This is a genomic window from Vibrio sonorensis (assembly GCF_001854765.1).
Classification (GTDB): Bacteria; Pseudomonadota; Gammaproteobacteria; order Enterobacterales; family Vibrionaceae; genus Vibrio; species Vibrio sonorensis.
On sequence record NZ_LJJE01000029.1, the window covers coordinates 21,546 to 42,804 of the forward strand.

Annotated in this window: 19 protein-coding genes and 2 pseudogenes; 13 read left to right on the top strand and 8 right to left on the bottom strand. The window is 42.9% G+C overall.

Annotation, left to right across the window (positions count from 1 at the left end; translation table 11 throughout):
• Nucleotide 1: 1 nt before the first annotated feature.
• The 3 genes from cysW to cysP form a co-directional block, all read right to left on the bottom strand.
• The gene (cysW, locus tag BLO31_RS05410) at nucleotides 2-856 is read right to left on the bottom strand and encodes a sulfate ABC transporter permease subunit CysW (RefSeq protein WP_070963277.1); all 855 of its coding nucleotides are present in this window, start codon (nucleotides 854-856) and stop codon (nucleotides 2-4) included.
• 12 nt (nucleotides 857-868) lie between these two features.
• A complete protein-coding gene (gene cysT, locus BLO31_RS05415; protein WP_070963279.1) occupies nucleotides 869-1,726 on the bottom strand; it encodes a sulfate/thiosulfate ABC transporter permease CysT in 858 nt (285 codons plus the stop codon).
• Nucleotides 1,727-1,808: 82 nt separating this feature from the next.
• Nucleotides 1,809-2,819, bottom strand: coding sequence for a thiosulfate ABC transporter substrate-binding protein CysP (cysP, locus tag BLO31_RS05420; protein WP_070963280.1), 1,011 nt, complete (start codon nucleotides 2,817-2,819; stop codon nucleotides 1,809-1,811).
• Nucleotides 2,820-3,000: 181 nt separating this feature from the next.
• Here cysP and BLO31_RS24820 point away from each other — a divergent pair, with 181 nt between their 5' ends.
• Together BLO31_RS24820 and cysM are read left to right on the top strand one after the other, a co-directional pair.
• Nucleotides 3,001-3,129 (top strand): hypothetical protein, encoded by a 129-nt coding sequence (locus BLO31_RS24820; protein WP_281182205.1) that lies wholly within the window; start codon nucleotides 3,001-3,003, stop codon nucleotides 3,127-3,129.
• Nucleotides 3,130-3,149: 20 nt separating this feature from the next.
• Nucleotides 3,150-3,892 (top strand): annotated as a pseudogene (gene cysM, locus BLO31_RS05425) (cysteine synthase CysM).
• A gap of 49 nt (nucleotides 3,893-3,941) precedes the next feature.
• Here the strand turns inward: cysM and BLO31_RS05430 are convergent.
• Both BLO31_RS05430 and BLO31_RS05435 read right to left on the bottom strand, forming a co-directional pair.
• Nucleotides 3,942-5,090 carry a DUF418 domain-containing protein gene (locus BLO31_RS05430; RefSeq protein WP_070963282.1) on the bottom strand — a complete coding sequence of 383 codons (1,149 nt, stop codon included), beginning with the start codon at nucleotides 5,088-5,090 and terminating at the stop codon, nucleotides 3,942-3,944.
• A gap of 151 nt (nucleotides 5,091-5,241) precedes the next feature.
• Nucleotides 5,242-7,131 (bottom strand): methyl-accepting chemotaxis protein, encoded by a 1,890-nt coding sequence (locus tag BLO31_RS05435; RefSeq protein WP_070963284.1) that lies wholly within the window; start codon nucleotides 7,129-7,131, stop codon nucleotides 5,242-5,244.
• A gap of 550 nt (nucleotides 7,132-7,681) precedes the next feature.
• On the opposite strand from BLO31_RS05435, the gene BLO31_RS05440 reads away from it, so the two are divergent.
• The 3 genes from BLO31_RS05440 (at nucleotide 7,682) to BLO31_RS05450 (ending at nucleotide 11,352) form a co-directional block, all read left to right on the top strand.
• The gene (locus BLO31_RS05440; RefSeq protein ID WP_070963287.1) at nucleotides 7,682-8,377 is read left to right on the top strand and encodes a VC0807 family protein; all 696 of its coding nucleotides are present in this window, start codon (nucleotides 7,682-7,684) and stop codon (nucleotides 8,375-8,377) included.
• Between the two features lie 276 nt (nucleotides 8,378-8,653).
• Nucleotides 8,654-9,868 carry a WD40 repeat domain-containing protein gene (locus BLO31_RS05445; RefSeq protein WP_070963289.1) on the top strand — a complete coding sequence of 405 codons (1,215 nt, stop codon included), beginning with the start codon at nucleotides 8,654-8,656 and terminating at the stop codon, nucleotides 9,866-9,868.
• Nucleotides 9,868-11,352, top strand: a complete 1,485-nt coding sequence (locus BLO31_RS05450; RefSeq protein ID WP_084659610.1) for a sensor domain-containing diguanylate cyclase — start codon at nucleotides 9,868-9,870, stop codon at nucleotides 11,350-11,352. Before BLO31_RS05445 ends, BLO31_RS05450 begins: the two co-directional genes overlap by 1 nt.
• A gap of 36 nt (nucleotides 11,353-11,388) precedes the next feature.
• Here the strand turns inward: BLO31_RS05450 and BLO31_RS05455 are convergent, their stop codons facing one another.
• From BLO31_RS05455 to BLO31_RS05465, 3 genes are all read right to left on the bottom strand, one after another.
• Complete coding sequence (locus tag BLO31_RS05455; RefSeq protein WP_070963291.1) at nucleotides 11,389-11,991, bottom strand: TetR/AcrR family transcriptional regulator; 603 nt, start codon at nucleotides 11,989-11,991, stop codon at nucleotides 11,389-11,391.
• Nucleotides 11,992-12,000: 9 nt separating this feature from the next.
• Nucleotides 12,001-12,567 (bottom strand): hypothetical protein, encoded by a 567-nt coding sequence (locus tag BLO31_RS05460; RefSeq protein ID WP_070963293.1) that lies wholly within the window; start codon nucleotides 12,565-12,567, stop codon nucleotides 12,001-12,003.
• 112 nt (nucleotides 12,568-12,679) lie between these two features.
• A complete protein-coding gene (locus tag BLO31_RS05465) occupies nucleotides 12,680-13,426 on the bottom strand; it encodes a substrate-binding periplasmic protein (RefSeq protein WP_070963295.1) in 747 nt (248 codons plus the stop codon).
• A gap of 514 nt (nucleotides 13,427-13,940) precedes the next feature.
• On the opposite strand from BLO31_RS05465, the gene BLO31_RS05470 reads away from it, so the two are divergent.
• The 8 genes and pseudogenes from BLO31_RS05470 to BLO31_RS05505 all read left to right on the top strand — a co-directional run bounded on the left by BLO31_RS05470 (nucleotide 13,941) and on the right by BLO31_RS05505 (nucleotide 21,122).
• Nucleotides 13,941-14,246, top strand: coding sequence for a PTS sugar transporter subunit IIB (locus BLO31_RS05470; protein WP_070963297.1), 306 nt, complete (start codon nucleotides 13,941-13,943; stop codon nucleotides 14,244-14,246).
• Between the two features lie 93 nt (nucleotides 14,247-14,339).
• Nucleotides 14,340-15,670 (top strand): annotated as a pseudogene (locus BLO31_RS05475) (PTS sugar transporter subunit IIC).
• A gap of 60 nt (nucleotides 15,671-15,730) precedes the next feature.
• Entirely contained in the window at nucleotides 15,731-16,039 is a 309-nt protein-coding gene (locus BLO31_RS05480; RefSeq protein WP_070963301.1) for a PTS lactose/cellobiose transporter subunit IIA, read from the top strand.
• A gap of 9 nt (nucleotides 16,040-16,048) precedes the next feature.
• A complete protein-coding gene (locus BLO31_RS05485) occupies nucleotides 16,049-17,362 on the top strand; it encodes a 6-phospho-beta-glucosidase (protein ID WP_070963304.1) in 1,314 nt (437 codons plus the stop codon).
• Between the two features lie 39 nt (nucleotides 17,363-17,401).
• Complete coding sequence (chbG, locus tag BLO31_RS05490) at nucleotides 17,402-18,160, top strand: chitin disaccharide deacetylase (protein ID WP_070963306.1); 759 nt, start codon at nucleotides 17,402-17,404, stop codon at nucleotides 18,158-18,160.
• Between the two features lie 81 nt (nucleotides 18,161-18,241).
• Nucleotides 18,242-19,243: a LacI family DNA-binding transcriptional regulator gene (locus tag BLO31_RS05495; protein WP_070963308.1), complete on the top strand. Its 1,002-nt coding sequence runs from the start codon at nucleotides 18,242-18,244 to the stop codon at nucleotides 19,241-19,243.
• Nucleotides 19,244-19,312: 69 nt separating this feature from the next.
• Complete coding sequence (locus BLO31_RS05500) at nucleotides 19,313-19,720, top strand: VOC family protein (RefSeq protein WP_070963311.1); 408 nt, start codon at nucleotides 19,313-19,315, stop codon at nucleotides 19,718-19,720.
• A gap of 148 nt (nucleotides 19,721-19,868) precedes the next feature.
• Complete coding sequence (locus BLO31_RS05505; protein WP_070963313.1) at nucleotides 19,869-21,122, top strand: HD-GYP domain-containing protein; 1,254 nt, start codon at nucleotides 19,869-19,871, stop codon at nucleotides 21,120-21,122.
• The last annotated feature ends 137 nt before the right edge of the window (nucleotides 21,123-21,259 follow it).

Consider the following 21,259-nt stretch of genomic DNA (forward strand, 5'->3'; position numbering starts at 1 on the left):
TCTACTTATGATCTTGATTGACGAGGTGTTGACGTTCTTGACGCCATTCAACAAAGGCTTTCAGCACTAAAGTGATCAGTGCAATGAAAGCGAGTAATGAAGCGCTGGCAAATGCGGCTTCAGCTTGATAGTCCTGATATAGGAGCTGGACTTGCAGAGGCAGAGTATTGGTTTCACCCCGTATGTTCCCCGACACGACGGCTACGGCACCAAATTCTCCTACCGCACGAGCATTGGTGAGAATGACACCATAGATCAAAGCCCATTTGATGTTAGGCAAAGTAACCTTGCGGAACAGTTGCCACCAAGAAGCCCCTAAGATCACCGCGGCTTCTTCATCAGAACAGCCTTGTTGCTGCATCAAAGGGATAAGTTCTCGCGCAACAAAAGGGCTAGTAACAAAAATGGTCACCAGTAAGATGCCCGGCCATGCAAACATGATTTGCAAGTCACGCTCGATCAACCACTCTCCAAGCCAACCACTGCTTCCATAAAGCAATAGATAGAGCAAACCGGCAACCACTGGAGAAACGGCAAAAGGTATGTCGATCAAAGTGATTAGGATCTTTCTTCCGGGGAAGGTAAATCGAGTCACTGACCAAGCAAGCATGACACCGAACACTAAGTTGATAGGAACCGTCAATAAAGTGATAAACAGAGTGAGCTTGATGGCGTGAAGGCTATCTTTTTCAGTTAAGTGACTTAGATAGGCAGAAACCCCACTTGAAAATGCCTGCTGAAAGATACTAAACAGAGGGATCACTAATAGCAAAGAAACAAGCAGTAGAGTAAGCGCGATTAAGCCCCACTTTACCCACTTTTGGTCGCCGACACGTCTAGGTTGGTATTGATTCATCTTCCTAATCTCCTAGCGTCCGTGAATTCGACGCAGATAGCGACCTTGCCAAATGTTGATGGCAAACAGGAGCGCGAGTGACGTCATTAAAACTACCGATGCAATGGCACTTGCTGCCGCAAAGTCAAACTCTTGCAAGCGAACGAAAATCATCAGCGAGGTAATCTCACTTACGTATGGCATGTTACCCGCGATAAAGATGACTGCTCCAAACTCTCCAAGGCTACGTGTAAAGGAAAGTGCAGTACCAATCACAAGGGCTGGCCAAAGAGAGGGCATGATTACCTTACTAAAAATGGACCAGTCGGAAGCACCCAAGGACATTCCCGCCTCTTCCTCTTCAGCGGAAAGCTCTTCTAAGACTGGTTGAACCGTTCTAACAACAAAAGGGATGCTGGTAAAAGCCATAGCAACCACTATACCCAAAGGGGTATAAGCAACCTTGATTCCCCAATCTGATAGCACGCTACCAATCCAACCATTGTCAGAATAAAGGTTGGCTAGAGTGATACCAGCAACGGCCGTTGGCAACGCAAAAGGAAGGTCGATAAGAGCGTCCAAAATTCGTTTCCCCGGAAATTCATATCGAACTAATACCCAAGCGAGTAACAGACCAAACAGCGCATTAAACAGTGATGCACCTAGCGCGGCCAAAACCGTAACCTTATAACTGGCAACGATCCTAGGGTCGCTGATCATAAACCAATACTCGCTAAAGCTAAGATGGCTGGTTTGCATGATTAAGCCTGTTGCAGGTAACAACAACACCAGGCTGACAAACAGAAGGGAAATGCCAAGGCTAATCCCAAAGCCGGGCAATACCCTTTTTTGTCTTAAGCCGGCAGGAAGTTTTTGTGTAAAATTCGCCATAAAATAACCAGAGGGGAAGAGAACAAAACCGCGTGAAACCCATCAGGTGTTCACACGGTTTTTATTTAAAGACTAATGAGTGTTATCGGCGCTGTAGCTGATCTAGTTTGGCACCACTAGCAAATAGAGTCTTCATCGCGTTGTCCCAGTCACCAACGATTCCTTCAACGGTTAGCAGTTCAACTGCTGGGAACTTCTCAGAGAACTCCGCTTTTACCGTTTCGTTGTGGACGCGGTAGTTGAAACCCGCTAGCAGACGCTGCGCTTTTTCGCTGTACAGGTAGTTGAGGTATTCAGTCGACACTTCTAGCGTGCCGTTTTTCTTCGCGTTTTTCTCTACTACTGCCACTGGGAATTCAGCCAAGATAGATGTTTTAGGAACCACGACTTCGTATTCATCCGCACCGTATTGTTGACGGATATTGTTTACTTCAGATTCAAATGTGATCAACACGTCACCAATTTTACGCTCTACAAACGAAGTAGTCGCGCCACGACCGCCTGTATCGAATACGGCTACGTTACCGAGAAACTCAGCTAAGAAGTTATCTTGTTGTTCGGTGTTGTCTCTACCAAATGTTTTTTGAGCGTAACCAAGTGCAGCAAGGTAAGTGTAACGGCCGTTACCCGATGTTTTAGGGTTAGGGAAAACACTAGCCACGTCATCTTTGGCTAAATCACCCCAGTCTTGGATATTTTTTGGGTTGCCTTTACGAACAAGGAAAGCGGTAGTCGAGTAGTAAGGAGAACTGTGGTTATCCAGTAATTTTTTCCACTCTTGAGGAATGAGGTTTCCACGGTCGTGAAGGATCTGAACGTCAGTAACTTGGTTAAAGGTTACGACGTCGACGGGCATTCCTTGAAGAATCGAGCGAGCCTGCGCAGAAGAGCCGGCATGAGATTGTTTAATTTCTATGGTGTTACCCGTCTTTTCTTGCCAATGTTGTGCAAAAATTGGGTTGTACTCTGCAAATAGTTCGCGGGCAATATCGTAAGAAGCGTTAAGAATAGTTTGGTTTTCTGCCAAAGCGTTAAAGCTACTACCTAAAATTAAGGCACCTGTAAGAAGGCGAGTTTTTATCTTTAAAGTCATCTGTGAACTCTTATATATCTTGGATTATCTTTTGTTCCCAGTAGATTATGATAGAAGATTTTGATATCAAAGGTCATTTATAGAACCTATACGTATAACACCTAACTAATTGTTTTATCAAAAATAGCCAAGACCTTTATACTCAAGGGCTATTTTCAACCTTATCCTTGGAGTGTATTAGGTGTCTGAATTCCCAACTATCGAAGCTTATGTTGGTCAAACCCCACTGGTTCGCTTGCAGCGAATTGGTCCTGATAATGGCAGTACGGTGTTAGTTAAATTAGAGGGAAATAATCCAGCAGGTCGGTAAAAGATAGGCCTGCCCTTAATATGATTACCCAAGCGGAAATCAGAGGGGATATCTCTACTGAGGACACGCTGATCGAAGCGACCAGTGGTAACACGGGTATTGCATTGGCGATGGCAGCCGCGATTAAAGGCTATCACATGATTCTGATCATGCCAGATAATGCAACTCAAGAGAGAAAAGACTCTATGCTGCTTATGGTGCCGAACTGGTTCTAGTCAGTAAAGAAGAGGGCATGGAAGGCGCGAGAGATCTGGCTTTAAAGATGCAAAGTGAAGGAAAAGGTAAGGTGTTGGATCAGTTTAACAACCTTGATAACCCTGATGTACACTACCACACCACTGGCCCAGAAATCTGGCAACAGTCTCAGCAAAAGGTTACTCATTTTGTTTCAAGTATGGGAACGACGGGCACCATCATGGGGGTATCTCGATATCTCAAAGAGCAAAACGAGTCGATAGAGATTGTAGGGTTACAGCCATCTGAAGGAAGTTCTATTCCGGGTATTCGCCGTTGGCCAAAAGAGTATTTACCTGGCATTTTTGACGATGCTAGAGTCGATAAAGTGCTAGATGTTACTCAGCTAGACGCAGAAAATACGGCGCGTCGCTTAGCGAAAGAAGAAGGGATTTCTGCTGGAGTTAGTTCTGGTGGCGCAGTGTATGCAGCGCTGCAAATTGCTCAACGCAATCCCAATTCAGTGGTGGTGGCGATAGTTTGTGATCGCGGAGACCGCTATCTCTCTTCTGGTCTGTTTTCTTCATAAAAACACAGCCTCGATACATTCGAGGCTGGTTTTATTTGATAGCAATCACTTACTTACCATAAGCGACTCTTCTTAAAATGGGCTCTAAAGGCCCCTTTCCAAAATGTTTAGCGTAGCTGCCCACTAGCAGACAAGAGATGAGATAAATACCTATTGCAAGCAGGATCAGTGAGGAATAGTTCAACTGATTGAACCAACCAAATCCGTAGTCAGCAAAGCAAAAACTCGCCAATATACCCTGTAAAATGTAACAAGAAAGTGTGTTTCGACTAGCAATTTGAATGACGTTTAGCAGCTTAATGTAATGAGAGAAACGCACTATAAAGTATAAATACACGCAAGTCATAAGAGGCGCGCTAATCAGCGCAGCAACCAGGCCTTTTACTATTAGTGAACCCGAGCTATCAAACTGCCCATAACTAGTACTCCACGCAAAAAAGATTGAAGTTAACAGCCCGAAAGTAAGGTAGAGCGGAGTGCGTTTTGCCAGCTTTTTTATTCCCGAACTGTTTCGGTCAAAGAAGTCACTTTTTGCAGCAGCGAGCCCCAACACAAAAGCGGAAAACACCAAGGGTCCTTGGAGTAAAAGCAGTAGGGAAAAAGTGTCCGACCAAGTGTCAATTCTGTACTCAACGGTTTGGATAAAACTGCCACCTAGCCGCAAGTCGGTGGCGTTGTAGGCCTGATCGCCAGCGATGATGATTAGCAGTAATAAAGTGAATACTGAGAGCAAAGCTGACCATTTCGCTATTGAAACCAGTGTCTTGACGCGTCTGTTGCGAAGTGGCCACAGTACAATCGCCATGAGTCCATACAAAATTAGAATATCTCCATTGAACACAAAGATAACGTGCAGGGTACCGAAGATTATGAGTCCTATCACACGCCTAAAATAGATGGGTTTAGGGTTAATTTTGTTACGTAACAATGAATCATGTTGTATGAAGACACTCCACCCAAAAGCGAAGGAAAACAGCAAAAAGAACTTCATCATAAAAATGGATTCAATGATCATTTTTAAACTGAGATCAAAGGCCGTCTCGGGAGGCGTGTGATAGAGAAAATCAGTCATCCCCATTATTGGAATGTTGATGACACAGATACCAAACAGAGCGACAGCACGCACTGTATCGATGTAGTGGTTCCTTTGATTTTCCGCACTAGGTCGGCGGTCGGTGTAGGTGGCGATCTCAGACATGGATTACCTCAGTCACATAACGGATAAGTTGGATTTTATGTGGAAGTGTATGAGCAGTTGTGTCTGATATTGCTCTATCACCTGAGGGTGATGAGTGAAAGCCTCAAATATTTGAGGCTTTGGTGACTGATTGTATTTTGTGATTGCGAGCTTAGACTTTAAATCTCTGAATAGTCCTACTCAGTTGGCCTGCCATATCATTTAACTCGTCGGCGATAACCGTATTTTCCTTTACACCTTGGCTTGTTTCTATAGCGATATCATTAACTTTGACAACGTTTTCATTGATTTCCGATGCAACGATAGATTGCTCTTCAGCCGCTGTTGCAATTTGATTGTTCATCTGTTGGATAGCAGAGATTTTAAGCTGGATGTTTTCAAGAGACGCGCTGGCTTGATCAGATTTGTTTAGCGTCTGTTCTACACTATTTGCACTTATTGACATGAGATTGACCGATTGAACGGCTTGAGCTTGAAGCTCCTCAATCATGGTTTGAATCTCGTTTGTGCTTTCTTGTGTCTTCATCGCCAAGGTTCTCACTTCGTCCGCAACAACCGCAAAACCTCGACCATTTTCACCAGCGCGAGCGGCTTCAATAGCGGCATTCAGTGCTAAAAGGTTGGTTTGATCTGCGATCCCTCGAATGACATCGAGAATGCTTCCCACATTGTTACTCTCCTTTTGAACATTGCCAATGACCTGCTGAACTTGATTAATATCGTTCACTAAGGAAGAGATATCTTGGTTCATGTCATTTACGACTTTCAAACCTTGCTGTGAGCTTGCGGTTGCTTCGTTGGAGGCGTGGGATGCGTCGACGGCATTTTTAGCCACTTCAGAGACGGTGACGGCCATTTCATTCATTGCCGTCACCACTTGTTCAAGTTGAAGCATCTGTTCTTTTGAAGAAAGGTGAGCCTTAGACGATGCACCGCCCAGTTGGGTTGACGATTTATTTAGATGTTTAGCAGAGAGCTCAATCTTAGAAATGATCTCTTTCAGGTTGGCTGACATTTCCAGAGTGGAACCATAGATACCAGTGCAGAATTTACTTTTTGCAGGGATATCGGATAAACGGCCTTTTGCAATTTTACTTACTAGGTTTTCAATCTCTCGTGGTTCGCCGCCAATGGGTTTGTACATCAACTTAGTGATGAGTGCGTAGATACCAAGGATACCCAGTGCGATAAAGATGAGCCCATAAGTGATGTTTGTTTCGACGGCGTGTTTTGAGGTTGAGTTAATATCTTCCCATTTAGCGCCGGCCCACACTGTCCAGTTTAGCGAGTCTATTTTTGTAGAAACTGCGTAAAAATCGCCAAGTTCTGGGACAGAATACGAATGAGCACTTGTATTTTTGGTAGCGTATTGCCTATAGGTAGGTCTTAATTCGAATAAGTTTTTTCCTACGTAATCAGGATAGGCTGCGGCCATCATAAAACCATCTTCACGAGCGACAAACATATTCCTTTGCTCAGATAAGCTATTCACATAGTTGGTAATTTCACTCATTTTTAAACTTAAAGAAGCCATTGCAGCAACTTTGCCATTCTTTTTAATAGGAACGACTAAAACCATAGAGAGGTCACCCGTTGTCGCTAAAAATGGATTAGTAACAGTACGCGCTTCTCCAGACATGGCTTTTAAATACCATTCTCTTTGCTTTTGTTTTGCATTGAAGTTGGGAATAACCCCCATATTTTTAACGTCATATGTAACGCCGTTAGGCATACCGATAAACACATTTAATACGTTTAATGCGTCTTTGTTTTTTTTCATAAGTGCCAGTGTATCGTCACTAATAACGACTTCTGGCCCAGAGGTGTCAACAGTGGATGCTATCGTTTCAAGGGCGATGAAGTATCCTTCAATTTTTCCCTCAACGGCTTTTGCAACTAAGAAAGACTTGTTGGACAAGTTATTGCGATAGTCTTCCGTAGATGATTCTTTAATTTGGTAATAACCCAGCACAGATAGTAAGGACACTATCAAGCTAACCAGCATCCCAATAGATAATAAAAGCTGATTTCTAGCGCTCATCTCATTTTCCCGAAAGTATTAAAAAGTTAAATACAATATCAATGATTAGTTAATTTATTGTTATTTAGTTTAATTTCAAGGGGTATTAGAAGCAGTGTCTAATAAATATCACTTTATAATACGGGGGACCGTTATTATTTGTTCAGTATGGTTTAAATTTGGGTGTTTATATTTTCTGTCGTACTGTAAAATTTGAATTTGTTATTATTTTTTTAGGTCAATGCTATTAATTTAATATTAATAAGGTTGCCTAATAGTGGGTTTATTACAGTGAGGTAGGAGACGTGGTGTGGCGAAAAAACAATCAGCTTGTTAGTGCGTTCCGCTTAGAACGAATAATTCGGATCCCTAACGAAACGGGGTAAATGGCACATTGCTAAAATAGCGTGTTGGGGCTTACATCACTTTGAAGGTACACGGGTGAGGTTAATAGGTGACATTGCGTCACAAGCCGTTACACTGCATAGGTAACAGAGGCTTTACATCTACTCCATTCACAGGAACAATTCATCAAGCCTTAAGAAAACAGCGTTTAGTAAACCGGAAGATTATGAGTAACACAGAGACTAAAAAATCGAACCCCTTGTTTGAAATCCTATTTAACGTTTTTTTGCCGTCGTTCATTTTGATGAAGTTTAGCGGTGACGAACACCTAGGTACGGCCTTAGCTCTCGTTGTCGCACTTGCGTTTCCAGTGGTATACGGTGGTATGGATCTCATTCGCAACAAGAAGTTTAACTTTATTGCCGCGTTGGGCTTTGTCAGCGTCTTGTTAACTGGGGGAATTGGTTTACTAGAGTTAGACACACGTTGGTTGGCTTTAAAAGAAGCGCTGATCCCTGGTTTAATTGGTTTGGCGGTGTTTGCTTCCACATTCACGCGATACCCGATAGTTAACAAGTTGTTGTTTAACGATACTGTACTCAACTTACCTTTGATAAAAGAAAGACTCTCGAAAACTGGAAACGAGAAAGCATTTGAGCGCAGTTTGATGATTTCAAATTACCTGTTTGCAAGTACCTTTGTTTTTTCTTCGGCAATGAATTACTTTTTGGCGACTTGGATTGTCACTAGCCCTGCTGGAACCGCAGCCTTCAATGAGGAGTTGGGTAAAATGACGCTTTACAGTTACCCGATGATTGCTATCCCAAGCATTTTGATGATGTTTGGCATTTTCTATTACATTTGGCGTCAAATCCGTTCTATGACTTCGTTGGAGACTGAGCAGATATTCCACACAAAATAAGATTACAGTTTAGTTATTGAATACACTCAAGAAAGGTCGCTCTATGCGGCCTTTTTTTATTGGAATAACGCGTGTTGGTTGTTCAAGCCCTTATTTACATTGGGGTTAAACCGTATGCCTTTCATTAAATCGCTTCACGGATACATATACGTTTGAGGTAATATGAAACTCGTAACTATGTCACATTAATATAATTAAACTATTGAAATACATGCCGGCTTCGATACTTAATTTTCCTTAATCGGTAATATCAGTTTAATTAAAGGAGGTATTTCAATGATCCCAGAGCAGCCAGTATGGATGGACACCCCAGTCGAGGGTGAGCAAATTAATAGTGCCGCTATCAGCCAAGATGGTATGCGTTGTGTTTATGGTACTTCCAGTGAATACGATTCAGGCGTTTTTTCAGTTTATTGCTATGACCGAAGTAAAGGTACAACAGGAACGGTTCTTTGGAGCAATCCCGTAACCTCAGAGCAGATATATCAAGGTGTTTTTTGGGTTGCGATCAGTGGTGATGGAAACTTTGCAGCCGCTGGAGGTGAAACCAAAAAGCACGGCAATGATATTGGTTTTCTTCGCGCTTATGATGCGAATAGTGGCGAAGACCTCTTGTCTATCACTCTGCCATCTCGCGTAAATCAAGTAGCGCTCTCTGAGGATGGAGAATCTTTGGTTGCCGTCCATGGTGATACCATCTCTTTATATCAGCTCGGCTCAAATGGATACCAGCTGAGTCATCAATCACAGGTAAAAGACTACTACCTCAATAGTTGCGTTCTGACTCCTAAAGGTGATCGTGTGGCCATTTCTGCGACGTGTTATGTCAAAGAAGAGGGAAAAGTATCGAAAACAATCGGTAAGGTTTTAGCGTTAAACATCGATAATGGTTCGTTTTTTGAGTTCAGTAGTGTTGATCTACCGGTCGGTTCAATGCGAGTTGCAATTGCGGATGACGGCAGTTACTGGGGCGCCTCTCTACACGATGGTAGTTGTGCGGTGTTTTCCGCAGACAAACCCAATGAAAAACTTTGGGATTACAAACTGCCTGATTGTGCCTTGAGTGTGGCTTATGGTTTTGACCTGACTAAGACCTCAGACGGTAAAGTGATATGCGCTGTTGGTGTCAACTTAAGATCACCTCGTAAAACCCAAGACTTGGGCGCTCTTTATGTTGTTGAATCCGTTGCTGACAAACCGGAGCTTAGCTGGTGGCAGTACATTCAATACGAACCGAACCCAGGTATCAGTTTGGACAAAGAAGCAACCTATGTGACTGCGACGGATGGCAAACCAGATTCACATCCAACCGAAGGAAGTGTCCACGAGTCTCCAGGGAATTTTTACTTGTATAGCAATAGTGGCAAAGGAGAACTGTGTTGGAAGTATTCAACTCCAATTATGAATTGGCCTATGGTTATCTCTTCTAAGGGGAATGCTATTGTTGGGGCAAGTGACACTGGACAGGTTTTTTATTGGCAGGATAGTTAGTGGACCTCTATAAAGAAGCGGAAAGCAGTAGCTCCGCAATCGACAAAGTTAGCCTTTGGATCAAGGATTCGCCTTGGACTCAGGCTTTCTTGTTTGTACTGGGTTGGCTGGGGGTTTGGTTACTGGCCTACATTGTTGAGTACGTTAACCACGCAAGTGTTTGGTTTCCCGCTGCGGGGTTAACCTTTGCAGGGCTTCTTGTTGTCGGCTCTCGGCTTATTCCCGCTTTGGTTGTATGTGCCATTATTTCAACATTATGGACGGGTTATCTATATCAGCTGGATATGACGGTTTCTGAACTGTTTATGCCGGGGGTCGTGTTTGCATTTACTCACATTGGCCCTTACTACATTGCCACCACCATTCTTAAGAGGTTAGCAAACCACCAAGTCAATCAATTGCCCACCATGCTCATTACTTTCTTGGTTGTCGCAGTCGTGAGCAGCTTGTTAACTGCATTTTCGGTTATATATGGATTGGTCTATACCGGTTTGATGGCTCCAACCGATATCGCGACCGCTTGGTTCCCGTTTTGGGTTGGTGACATGGCTGGTATTATCGCGATGGGGCCTCTGTTTGTTGGTATTATCTGTAAGTTCTATCCCAACCCAGAGTTTTGGATTGGAGAGTTACGAGGCATTTCAGCAGTAAATAAATCAAATAAATACAGTTTAAAGTTACTGATTTGTTTGCTTATGGTGACTGCTATTATGTTTTTGGCTTACCTTTATCCATCCCAAGAAAGCAATCTATCCATCTTTATTTTGATCCTTCCTTTAATGTGGATTGCTTACACTGAAAGCCCGATTAGAACGGCACTGAGTATTGCTTTGTTTAGCTTTAGTGTAGCCTTTTTAGTCAATATGTTGAGCTTGATGGAGTTTGTTCTGATTTATCAGTTCGCCATTTGCATTGTGGCTGCGAGCGCTTTCTTTGGGCTGTCAGTCCCTTCTTTGTTAGCGCACAACCAAGAGCTGAGAAACAAAACGATCACCGATCATTTAACCGGTGTCGCGTCACGCAATCATTTGATCAGCCAAGCTGAAATAGAAATTGTAAAAAGCAAGGTAGAAAAAAAGCCAGTTTCAATGATTATTTTTGACTTGGATAACTTCAAGAAAATCAATGATACACTGGGTCATGTTCAGGGTGATAAAGTACTGATAGAGATAAGCCGCGTAGTATCTAAAGCCATTGATAAGACTGCCTTGCTAAGCCGATTTGGTGGCGATGAGTTTGTTATTCTCATGCCTAATACGGACCTAAATAGGGCGGAAAAAATAGCAGACAGAGTTTTGAAAGCCGTTCGACAAGTAGATATGAATCTGGAAACCTCTTTTACTTGTAGTTTAGGAGCAAGCCAGTTTATCGAGACTGAAGAGTTCAGTCAGTGGTTTGAGCGGGCAGATCGAGCGCTCTACAGAGCAAAAAACAGTGGTAGAAACCAAGTACAAGTTTGCCAAGCGATTGAGTCTGAAGTTTGATCGCTTAGTCATGGATGCAATCAAAAGTTATCGGCTTTAGGCATTCTGTAAACTCTTGCGAAGCAGGGTAACGGTCTGTGACAAATAGGACTTAGCCAACTCAATATCGTAGTTATCTTCAGTGAAAAACAGCTGGTCAAATCGCGTAAATATGGTGACGATCAGCTGTTGAACATACTCTTTGGTGAACTCTGGAGAAAATGCGCCGCTGTCGTATAAATCACCAACCCAAGAAGACAATTTGTCTTCGCCATCGAGTGACAGATCCCTTATAACTTTGTGGTATACGGAGTTGCTTTTCTCGGCAGAGAAGCGCTTTGCCAACTGATAATAATGAGGGTGTTTAGCCGCGAACTCATAGGAAAGCTCGGCTTTTCTCAGCAATAAGTCAAACAGATCACCTTCAGTTACCGTCTTATTCTCTAATGCACCTTGGATAAAGGCGTCTTTTTTTTCAACACTAACCTGAATTAAATATCGATATAGCTCGTATTTGCTTTTGAACCGATAATAGAAAGAGCCTTTTGCAATTTTGGCTGACTGTAAAATGCGATTTAAAGAAGCGGTTTGATAAGTTTGCTCAGTAAACTCAATCAAGGCCGCATCTAGCAATACTTGCTCGTTAATAGTGGGTTTCATTGTCGGCGGTCAGCTCTTATCAGTCTTGGTATAGCGACTATAAGCCAACAGACCAATAACACAAAGGGCAAACCCCACAAACGCAGGTACGATGGTAGACAATCCACTGTGGCCGCCTTGATTAATACTCCATATCACTTTCAATCCCGCCATCGCTAACATCAATAACACCCCAAAACGAATACTTCGATACCAAAATGCTATACACAACAATCCCATAAATACCGGAATAGATAGGGATAAAATGATTTTAATTAAGTTCCAAGGGCTGGTTAGGTACTCGATTTCCATCGCTAAGAACTGAGCTACATTAGGGTCAACGGAGTCGGGGACGGGAAACCAAACCATACTGGTTAACAAAGCCAGAAAGCTAAGGCAAATGCCAGTTAATGAACGCTTATAGGCAAAGAAACATATAGGTAGCAGTAGAACAGGACGAATATACCAGCTTAATAAGTTCTGGTGACGCTCAAACGCCCAGTCTAATAGCCATGGTGTATTTATAGTATACGCTACCAGTACTAGCGTTAAGCATAATATCAAGGCGGCAGCAATAAGGTCATAAGTTCTTGTCATACTCGTTCTCTCGTCATTCATATTTAAAACTAGAGCTACTAGACTAGGTGGTCTAATAAATGTACAAGTATTAGACTAGGTGGTCAAATTGAGTTTTAAATGGAGAAACAGGTCATTTAGATTCGTGGGGGCGCGTGTATCTTTGTCTAATTTTAGTGAACTCGGGGCTCTTTTTTAGCTTGTCTAGTGCGACTTGCCAGCTATCGAGAAGCGTTTGCGGAGTATCTTTGGAAAACGCGATGTACAAGTCAACATCAAACAGTTTTATTCCTGAGTTCTTCACTGAGCTCATCGCTATATTCTGTTTAGACAAAAGATTCGGCACCGCAAACTCTCCTGCGACAAAAGCATCCACGCGTCCACCGATCAATAAGCGTACATTTTCAGAAGGGTTAGAGGTGAGCCATAAATTGGTAAAACCGTGGTTTTCCAAAAATGCGTGTTCGGGGTAACTGTCCGTTACAGCTATGTGATCCCATGTTTTTGCGTCACTAAATAGGCGGGTAGGTTGAGTCGAGGTACTGCGGTGGTAAAAGTAGACACCATCTGACAACAGTGGGCCGACCCAGCGAAATTTCGCTTCGCGCTCTTCAGTTCTTGCGACGGAAAACAAAACCATGTTGCTTTGGGTCTCTATACGCTTCATGGCCCTTGACCAAGGCAATACTTGAATCTCTTGTTCAAGCTCCAACTCTTTCATCACAAACTGAACCATTTCCACTGCGATACCAGTGAGTTGTTCATCTTTATTGATATAGCCAAATGGAGGGAAATCTTCAGTCATTACGGTGAGAGTAGCCAAAGTAGGGCTACTTAAAGTCAGAACCAGCGCAATGAGCAGTACTCTAAACTTTGCCATAGTCGTTCCAGTTGCAAACGTATTTCGGTCATAGTTAAGCGTATATCGACCAATCTAGTTATGCCAACTTACCACTTAATTCGTCTCTTGATAGGAAGTGTTATAGAAAAACAGCTCGATCCGCGATCAATGGGAAAGTGAGCCTACAGCAGGTCGCTGATTGATTTGGTGTTTAACGGATGTTTTGGTGTGCTACATGGGCATCTCTCTTAAAATATATATAAGCGAATGACTAAACTTTAGTTGGTATTAAATAATGCCTTTGGTTTATTTATATTATTTTCACGCTCCAAAATAATATTTTAGATTATTGGGTATTTTATTTCTGATCTAGTTTGTCCATAGAAATAGAGAAATAAAAACGTAATAAAATGCTAATAATTCCCATTTATAAGTGATGTTTTTCTTAAAATGAGATCTTGTTCACGCACAACGCAACCGGTTGCGCTTTTGTGCGTAATCTCTTTTTGATAAAGTTATTTTAGTTTGATTATTAGTTCGACTGGAGTGAGTTATGAAAAAGATTTTACTATGTTGTAGCGCAGGTATGTCTACAAGCATGCTAGTGAAGAAAATGGAGCAAGCGGCGAAAGAGCAAGGTATTGAGTGCAAAATTGATGCATTGTCTGTGAGTTCTTTTGCTGGTGCCGCTAAAGACTACGATGTTTGTCTGCTAGGTCCGCAAGTGCGTTTCCAACTAGAAGAAATGAAAAAAGTCACCGACGAGATCGGTATTAACATCGCAGCTATCCCACCTCAAACCTATGGAATGATGAAGGGCGACGAAGTACTTAAGCAAGCCCTGTCATTAATTAAATAAGTTTAATTTAAATACAAAAAATAATATCTAACTCTGCCAGTTTAATAACTGGTGGAGCGGGGTTTTGCATACTAAAAATAAAGGATTAACACCATGAAATTATATGATGCAATAATTGCCGGCGTTGAAAAGCACGTCGCGCCATTGGCTGCTAAGGTAGGTAGTCAACGTCATGTACGTGCTATGCGTGACGGCTTTATTGTCGCCATGCCATTCATCATCGTCGGTAGTTTCGTACTCATTCTGGCGTTCCCTCCATTTGATCAGGACACTACAAATGGATTCGCTCGCGCTTGGCTAGATTTAGCGGCAACACATTTTGACGTTATTATGATGCCTCACTTTATGTCGATGGCCTTGATGGGACTCTTTGTCTCTATGGGTGTGGCATACAGTCTTGCCAAGTCTTACAACATGGATGGAATCACCTGTGCTGCATTAGCACTGATGACCTTCTTGTTGATTGCAGCTCCTGCAACAGACGGCAACTTATCTATGTCTTACTTAGGTGGTACAGGGGTATTCTCAGCAGTAATCTCTGGTTTCTTCTCGGTAGAGCTTTACCGTTTGATGAAGAAGTACAACATCACTATTAAGATGCCTGAGCAGGTACCGCCAGCGATTCAGCGTTCATTTGAGGTACTACTACCAGTAGTAGCAATTTTCTTAACGGTTTACCCTCTAAGTGTATGGCTGCAATCGGCGCACGGTATGCTCATTCCAGAAGCAATCCTAGAAGCGTTTAAACCTCTAGTAAGTGCATCTAACACACTACCTGCGATCATCGGCGCAATCCTTCTTTGTCAGCTATTGTGGTTCGCTGGTATTCACGGTGGCGCGATTGTTGTTGGTCTAGTAACACCTATCTTCCTAACTAACGTAACGGCAAACATTGAAGCTTTATGGCAGGTGAGCCAGTAACGAACATCTTTACTCAAGCGTTCTGGGATTACTACATCATCATCGGTGGTTCAGGTGCAACATTAGGCTTAGTTGCTCTAATGGCGTTCAGCCGCTCTGCTCACCTTAAGAGCTTGGGTCGCATGAGTGCTATCCCTGGTTTCTTCCAGATTAACGAACCGGTTATCTTCGGTAGCCCAATCGTAATGAACCCAACACTATTCCTACCGTTCGTATTTGTTCCAGTGATTAACGCCATTGTTGCTTACATTGCCGTTCACTCTGGTTTCGTAGGAATGAGTATCGCAACTCTACCGTGGACAACACCTGCACTTATCGGTGCGTCATGGGGTGCAGGCTGGACATTTATGCCAGTGGTTCTCGTGAGTTTGATCTTCGTAATGGACATCATCCTTTACTACCCGTTCTTCAAAATGTACGAGCGTGAACTACTTGCTCAAGAAGAACCAAAAGAAGAGACAGAAGCGCAAGCAACAACAACGAGCGCTGGTGCAACTGCATAAACAAGAAATACCTTTGGCCGCTAATTTGGCGGCCAATTTATCTAAATTTTGGAGAGAAGTATGGACCAAGAAATTACCGTTATGGAAATCATCTGCAACGCAGGTGAAGCAAGAAGCTTATGTTTTGAAGCATTGGCAAAGTCACGCAGTCAAGAGTTTGCAGAGGCAGAAGAAAAACTGGTTCAAGCAAAAGAGTGTTTAAACAAAGCTCACCTTATGCAAACGCAACTTATTGAAGCAGACCAAGGTGAAGGCAAAGTGCCAATGACACTGGTTATGGTTCACGCACAAGATCATTTGATGACAACCATTCTTGCCCACGAATTGGCAACAGAAATGGTTGCATTGCACAAACAGATTGCCAACTAAGGAGTCGTTATGCCCAGAGGTGCTTTGAAGCTTGCCATTATTGGTGGTGGCAGCAGCTATACCCCAGAACTTGTTGAAGGGGTTCTAAAACGTATTGAGCGCTTACCAGTTAAAGAAATGCATTTTGTCGATATCGAGCAGGGTGCTGAAAAACTGGAAATTATTAGCTCGCTCGCCAAGAGAATGGTAGAAAAAGTTGGTGCTGATATTGAAGTTAAAGCCAGCTTTGACCGTCGTGCCGCTATCGCAGGTGCCGACTTTGTTATGACCCAGTTCCGCGTTGGTGGTTTGAACGCACGTGCTAATGACGAGCGCATCCCACTGAAATATGACGTGATTGGTCAAGAAACAACAGGCCCGGGTGGTTTTGCAAAAGCGCTAAGAACGATTCCTGTAATCTTGGATATCTGCCGCGATATCGAAGAACTATCTCCAGATGCTTGGATGCTCAACTTTACCAACCCAGCTGGCCTTGTGTCAGAAGCGGTTGCTAAATACAGTAAAGTGAAAAGCATCGGCTTGTGTAACGTTCCAGTGTCAATGGAGATGATGATCTCTGAGATGATGGGTTGCGAGCCAAAAGATCTGCAATTGGAGTTTGCTGGTCTTAACCACTTAGTATGGGTTAAGAAAGCATGGCTAAATGGTGAAGACATCACTGAAGAAGTACTAGCGAAAGTTGGTGATGGTGCAAACTTCAGCATGAAGAACATTTTTGAAGAGCCTTGGGACCCAGATTTCCTAAGAGCACTGAACGCTATACCGTGTCCTTATCACCGTTACTTCTACCAAACAGACGCAATGTTAGCAGAAGAGAAAGAGAGTGCGGCAGACAAAGGTACACGTGCAGAACAAGTGATGAAAACAGAGCAATCTTTGTTTGAACTGTACAAAAATCCTGATTTGAATGAGAAGCCTAAAGAGCTAGAAGAGCGCGGTGGTGCTTACTACTCAGACGCATCGCTAAACTTGGTAGACGCTATCTACAACAACAAGAACAGTATCCATGTGGTCAACGTTCTCAATAACGGTGCAATCAATACCCTGCCAGATGACGCAGTGATTGAATGTAGTGCTGTAATTGGTAGTTGGGGTGCAAAACCTCTAGCAGTAGGAGAGTTGTCTCCAAATATCACTGGTCTTTTGCATCAAGTAAAAGCGTATGAGCAGCTCACTATTGAGGCGGCAGTACATGGCGACTACGATAAGTCTCTGATGGCGTTGGCTAACAACCCATTGGTGCCAGATATCGCACGTGCAAAAGCTATTCTAGATGATATCTTAGAGGTAAATGCACCGTATTTACCACAATTCTCATCTTAAACAATCGAAGAAATGTCAGGCAGTACAACTGAGGTATACATGAAAGTTATTTTTAATGCGGATGATTTTGGTCTCACTACCGGAGTGAATGATGGCATAGTGGCATCGTTTAAACATGGTGTAGTCCGTTCTACCACTATGATGGTTGGTATGAGCGGAGAAGCTCATGCGGTAGAGTGTGCGAAAGAGAATCCAGGGTTGAAAATAGGTGTACACCTGCGGTTTACTGCCGGTGCTCCTTTGACATCTCACTCGTGTTTAAAGGGCGAAGACGGGCAATTTTTTGCTCAAAAAGACTTCTGGCCTTTCAGAGGTTTTACGCCAGAGGCAATCTATGACGAAGCGGTAGCGCAAATTGAGCATTTCCTCTCTTTAGGCCTACCCTTAAGCCATCTTGACAGTCACCATCATGCACATACTCATGAACAACTGTTACCTGTAATAAAACGCGTCGCGCAACAATATAATGTTCCCTTACGTGGTGTGGGTATCCCGGATATGATTTATCCGCCACATTACTATGCGTTTACCGACCAGTTTTATGATGAGCAAGTAACATTGAGTAAACTGATGAATCATCTTTTAGAGCTAAAAGAGAATCATCAGTGCGTTGAGGTGATGTGTCATCCTGCATATGTGGACGATGAATTGCGTGCTATCAGTGGTTATTGTTATCAGAGGGAAACTGAACTTTCTGTGCTGGCCAACCCAAACCTAGTCCGTCAGCTTGAAGAGCATGCAATACACGTCACGGATTACTCTGAGTTAGTTTCGCCCAAATTTAATACCTGTGTATGATGTTAGCCGTCAGTGCCAACCCCCCATTCACCTTAATGGTTACTGACGGTTATTTTTATAGGCAAACAGCAAAAGTAAACTATGGCCAGAATCAAAGATGTCGCCGCTTTAGCGGGAGTAAACCGTTCGACTGTATCCAGAATCATTAATGGTGAAGGTAAGTTTCGCGAAGAAACAAAAAGAAAAGTCGAGCAAGCAATGGCTGAGTTAAACTACAGACCTAGTGCAATAGCTCGATCTTTAGCAACTTCATCAACCAATATGGTGGGGTTAATGGTTACCTACTATACCGGTGGCTTCTTCGGTGAAATGATGGAGCAGGTACAGGCGGAACTAGATTTACACAAGCAGTTTTTGATCACCGCGCAAGGACATAGAAGTAAAGAAGGTGAAAAAGAAGCCATTGAGCGCTTTAGCGATCTCAGATGTGATGGCTATGTACTCCACTCTCGCTACCTCAGTGACGAAGACCTAATAGAGCTCGCTAAACTACCCACCCCATTTGTTTTGCTAGACCGCCACGTAGAAGGTTTAGAAGACCGCTGTATTACCTTCAATCATCGTCAAGCAAGTACCATGATGGTGAACCACCTCATAGAGCAAGGCCACAAGAAAATTGCTTGTATCTCTGGCCCTTCTCATAGACATAACAGTTTACAGCGAAGACTTGGTTACTTTGATGCCATGTTTAATCATGGACTCACTGTCGATGAATCATGGTGTGAAGAAGGGGACTATGGCTACCAAAGCGGTTTTAAAGCCATGGAAGCACTATTAGAAAGGCATCCGGACCTTACCGCCGTATTCTCCTGTAGTGAAGAGATGACGGTTGGTGCCGTACACCATCTTCATGAACATAACTATCAAGTTCCCGAACAAGTGTCAGTGGTCAGCTTTGACAGCGTTGACCAATGTGCGAGCTTATATCCTATGGTATCCGCCGTGCACTTCCCAATCAGTGAAATGGCAAAAGCAGCCGTTCAAGTGTTAGGTCATTTGGTTGATGAAACGTCTGGTGAAGTGAAGCGTCAGTTTGAGGGACAGCTCATATTGCGCAAAGCCGACGCTCCAATTAATCAATAAATCACCGCAAATTTTTGAATTAACGCCAGTTTTGTCTATCTTTTTATATATATTATAAGGAGATAGGCCATGTTCAAACTCACCCCTTACCTATTCTTTGCCGGTCGTTGTGAAGAAGCATTAAATTTTTACCGCGATTGCTTTGGTGGCGTCGTAGTGAGCAAGCAATATTTTAGAGATGCGCCGCAAGAAATTGAAGGTGCCGATCCAAACTGGATTATGCACGCCGAGTTTGAAGCATTTGGTCTGAAAATAATGATGTCAGATGGCATGGTTGGCAAAGAACGATCAGGTAATAATGTAGCCCTGTCTTTAGTTGTGGATGATCTAGATTTACAAGCGCGAATTTTCGATCAGTTATCGATGGGCGGACATGTCATGATGCCGCTAGACGACTCCTTTTGGGGAGCGCGGTTCGGTAAAGTAGAGGACCAGTTCGGCATACGGTGGATGCTCCATTGTGACTTTGTAAAGTAAAACTTTGAGCTAGGTAAAAACTTAGCATCTAAATGCTTCACATTATCAGCCCTGATTGATTTATCATTGACAATCGTTTGGATGAATTCAAACATGAGTTCATCTAAACTTATTTAGTACAAAGTAAATCGAGAGTTGTAGACAACCAGTGGCTAGTATCAAGATTACTGTCGATAGATTGCAACCTGGCCTGCATGTACGCTTGCCAGTCAAGTGGAATGATCACCCATTCCTATTCAACAGTTTTAAAATAAAAAGTGAAGAACAGATCAGGATGATTCGTCATCTTGGGATTAAACACGTCTATATAAACCTAAATCAGAGTGACACCAAGCCACTCCCACCCTCAGAGGTGAAAGAAGAAGAGCAAGTATCCGCGGAGCAGATAGACAAAGAAACAGAAAAGCTGTGGAAAGAGAAACAAGATAGGATAGAAAAACTCAGTTCGTATCGACGTCGTGTTGTCAGCTGCGAAAAAGAGTTTGAACGTTCGTTAGCTAGGATGCGAGCTGTCATGAATAAGATTCGCAACCGTCCAGAGCAAGCGGTTGATGAGGCGACTCAGCTTGTTAATGATATCGTTGACAAACTATTAAGTGACGACAATGTCACATTGCATATCATGAACGGTAAGAGTGAGTTTGAAGATATCTATTTTCACTCTTTGAACGTGTCTGTTATCGCAATGATGATAGCTAAAGCGAAGAACATGTCTCCTCAAGAGATAAAAGACATCGCATTTGCATCACTGTTTCACGATATGGGGAAAGTAAAAGTCCCTACAGCCATAGTGCGCAAACAGACGCCGCTTACCGAGCCAGAAAAGAACTACCTAAAATTACACACCAAATACGGAATCGAGCTAGCTAGTAATATGGACAGCTTTCCGGAAAGTGCTAAGACGGTGATTGCGCAGCACCATGAGTTGAACGATGGGTCAGGGTATCCCGAGGGACTAAAAGAAGACCAAATCGATCCACTGACTCAAGTGGTCGCCGTTGCGAACGCTTATGATAACTTGTGTCACCCAGCAAATCCTGCTGATGCCAAAATACCTTATGTAGCACTTTCTCACTTGTACAAGAACCGCAAACACCACTATAACAATGAGAACTTGAGCATCTTAATTAAGTTCATGGGCGTTTATCCCCCTGGAACAGTGGTACAGCTTTCCAATGAAATGGTAGGGCTGGTTATTTCCGTTAATGGCAAAAACATACTTTGCCCAAACGTTCTTATTTACGATCCATCAGTACCACGTACTCAAGCGCCGATCATTGACCTTGCAGAAAAAGAGATAAAAATCGTGAACGCGATTTTACCAACTAAGTTGCCAGATAAAGTAAGAGAATATCTAAATCCAAGATCGAGAATATCTTATTTCTTCGATACAGATGACTAGTTATCCACAGAGGCCTGTGTGTATTTTCTGTAAAACATGCGAGTAAAGTGAGGGTAAATAAAGGTCTGAGTGATTAGTAATCATTCAGGCTTTTTTTTGCGAAAAACATCATTATTTTGCTTGCTAAGTTTATCTGA

What these genes read in the sequence shown, in the direction of transcription:
- cysW (WP_070963277.1), bottom strand. Translation starts at nt 856, where the DNA reads ATGAATCAATACCAACCTAGACGTGTCGGCGACCAAAAGTGGGTAAAG.
- cysT (WP_070963279.1), bottom strand. Translation starts at nt 1,726, where the DNA reads ATGGCGAATTTTACACAAAAACTTCCTGCCGGCTTAAGACAAAAAAGG.
- cysP (WP_070963280.1), bottom strand. Translation starts at nt 2,819, where the DNA reads ATGACTTTAAAGATAAAAACTCGCCTTCTTACAGGTGCCTTAATTTTA.
- BLO31_RS05430 (WP_070963282.1), bottom strand. Translation starts at nt 5,090, where the DNA reads ATGTCTGAGATCGCCACCTACACCGACCGCCGACCTAGTGCGGAAAAT.
- BLO31_RS05435 (WP_070963284.1), bottom strand. Translation starts at nt 7,131, where the DNA reads ATGAGCGCTAGAAATCAGCTTTTATTATCTATTGGGATGCTGGTTAGC.
- BLO31_RS05440 (WP_070963287.1), top strand. Translation starts at nt 7,682, where the DNA reads ATGAGTAACACAGAGACTAAAAAATCGAACCCCTTGTTTGAAATCCTA.
- BLO31_RS05445 (WP_070963289.1), top strand. Translation starts at nt 8,654, where the DNA reads ATGATCCCAGAGCAGCCAGTATGGATGGACACCCCAGTCGAGGGTGAG.
- BLO31_RS05455 (WP_070963291.1), bottom strand. Translation starts at nt 11,991, where the DNA reads ATGAAACCCACTATTAACGAGCAAGTATTGCTAGATGCGGCCTTGATT.
- BLO31_RS05460 (WP_070963293.1), bottom strand. Translation starts at nt 12,567, where the DNA reads ATGACAAGAACTTATGACCTTATTGCTGCCGCCTTGATATTATGCTTA.
- BLO31_RS05465 (WP_070963295.1), bottom strand. Translation starts at nt 13,426, where the DNA reads ATGGCAAAGTTTAGAGTACTGCTCATTGCGCTGGTTCTGACTTTAAGT.
- BLO31_RS05470 (WP_070963297.1), top strand. Translation starts at nt 13,941, where the DNA reads ATGAAAAAGATTTTACTATGTTGTAGCGCAGGTATGTCTACAAGCATG.
- BLO31_RS05480 (WP_070963301.1), top strand. Translation starts at nt 15,731, where the DNA reads ATGGACCAAGAAATTACCGTTATGGAAATCATCTGCAACGCAGGTGAA.
- BLO31_RS05485 (WP_070963304.1), top strand. Translation starts at nt 16,049, where the DNA reads ATGCCCAGAGGTGCTTTGAAGCTTGCCATTATTGGTGGTGGCAGCAGC.
- chbG (WP_070963306.1), top strand. Translation starts at nt 17,402, where the DNA reads ATGAAAGTTATTTTTAATGCGGATGATTTTGGTCTCACTACCGGAGTG.
- BLO31_RS05495 (WP_070963308.1), top strand. Translation starts at nt 18,242, where the DNA reads ATGGCCAGAATCAAAGATGTCGCCGCTTTAGCGGGAGTAAACCGTTCG.
- BLO31_RS05500 (WP_070963311.1), top strand. Translation starts at nt 19,313, where the DNA reads ATGTTCAAACTCACCCCTTACCTATTCTTTGCCGGTCGTTGTGAAGAA.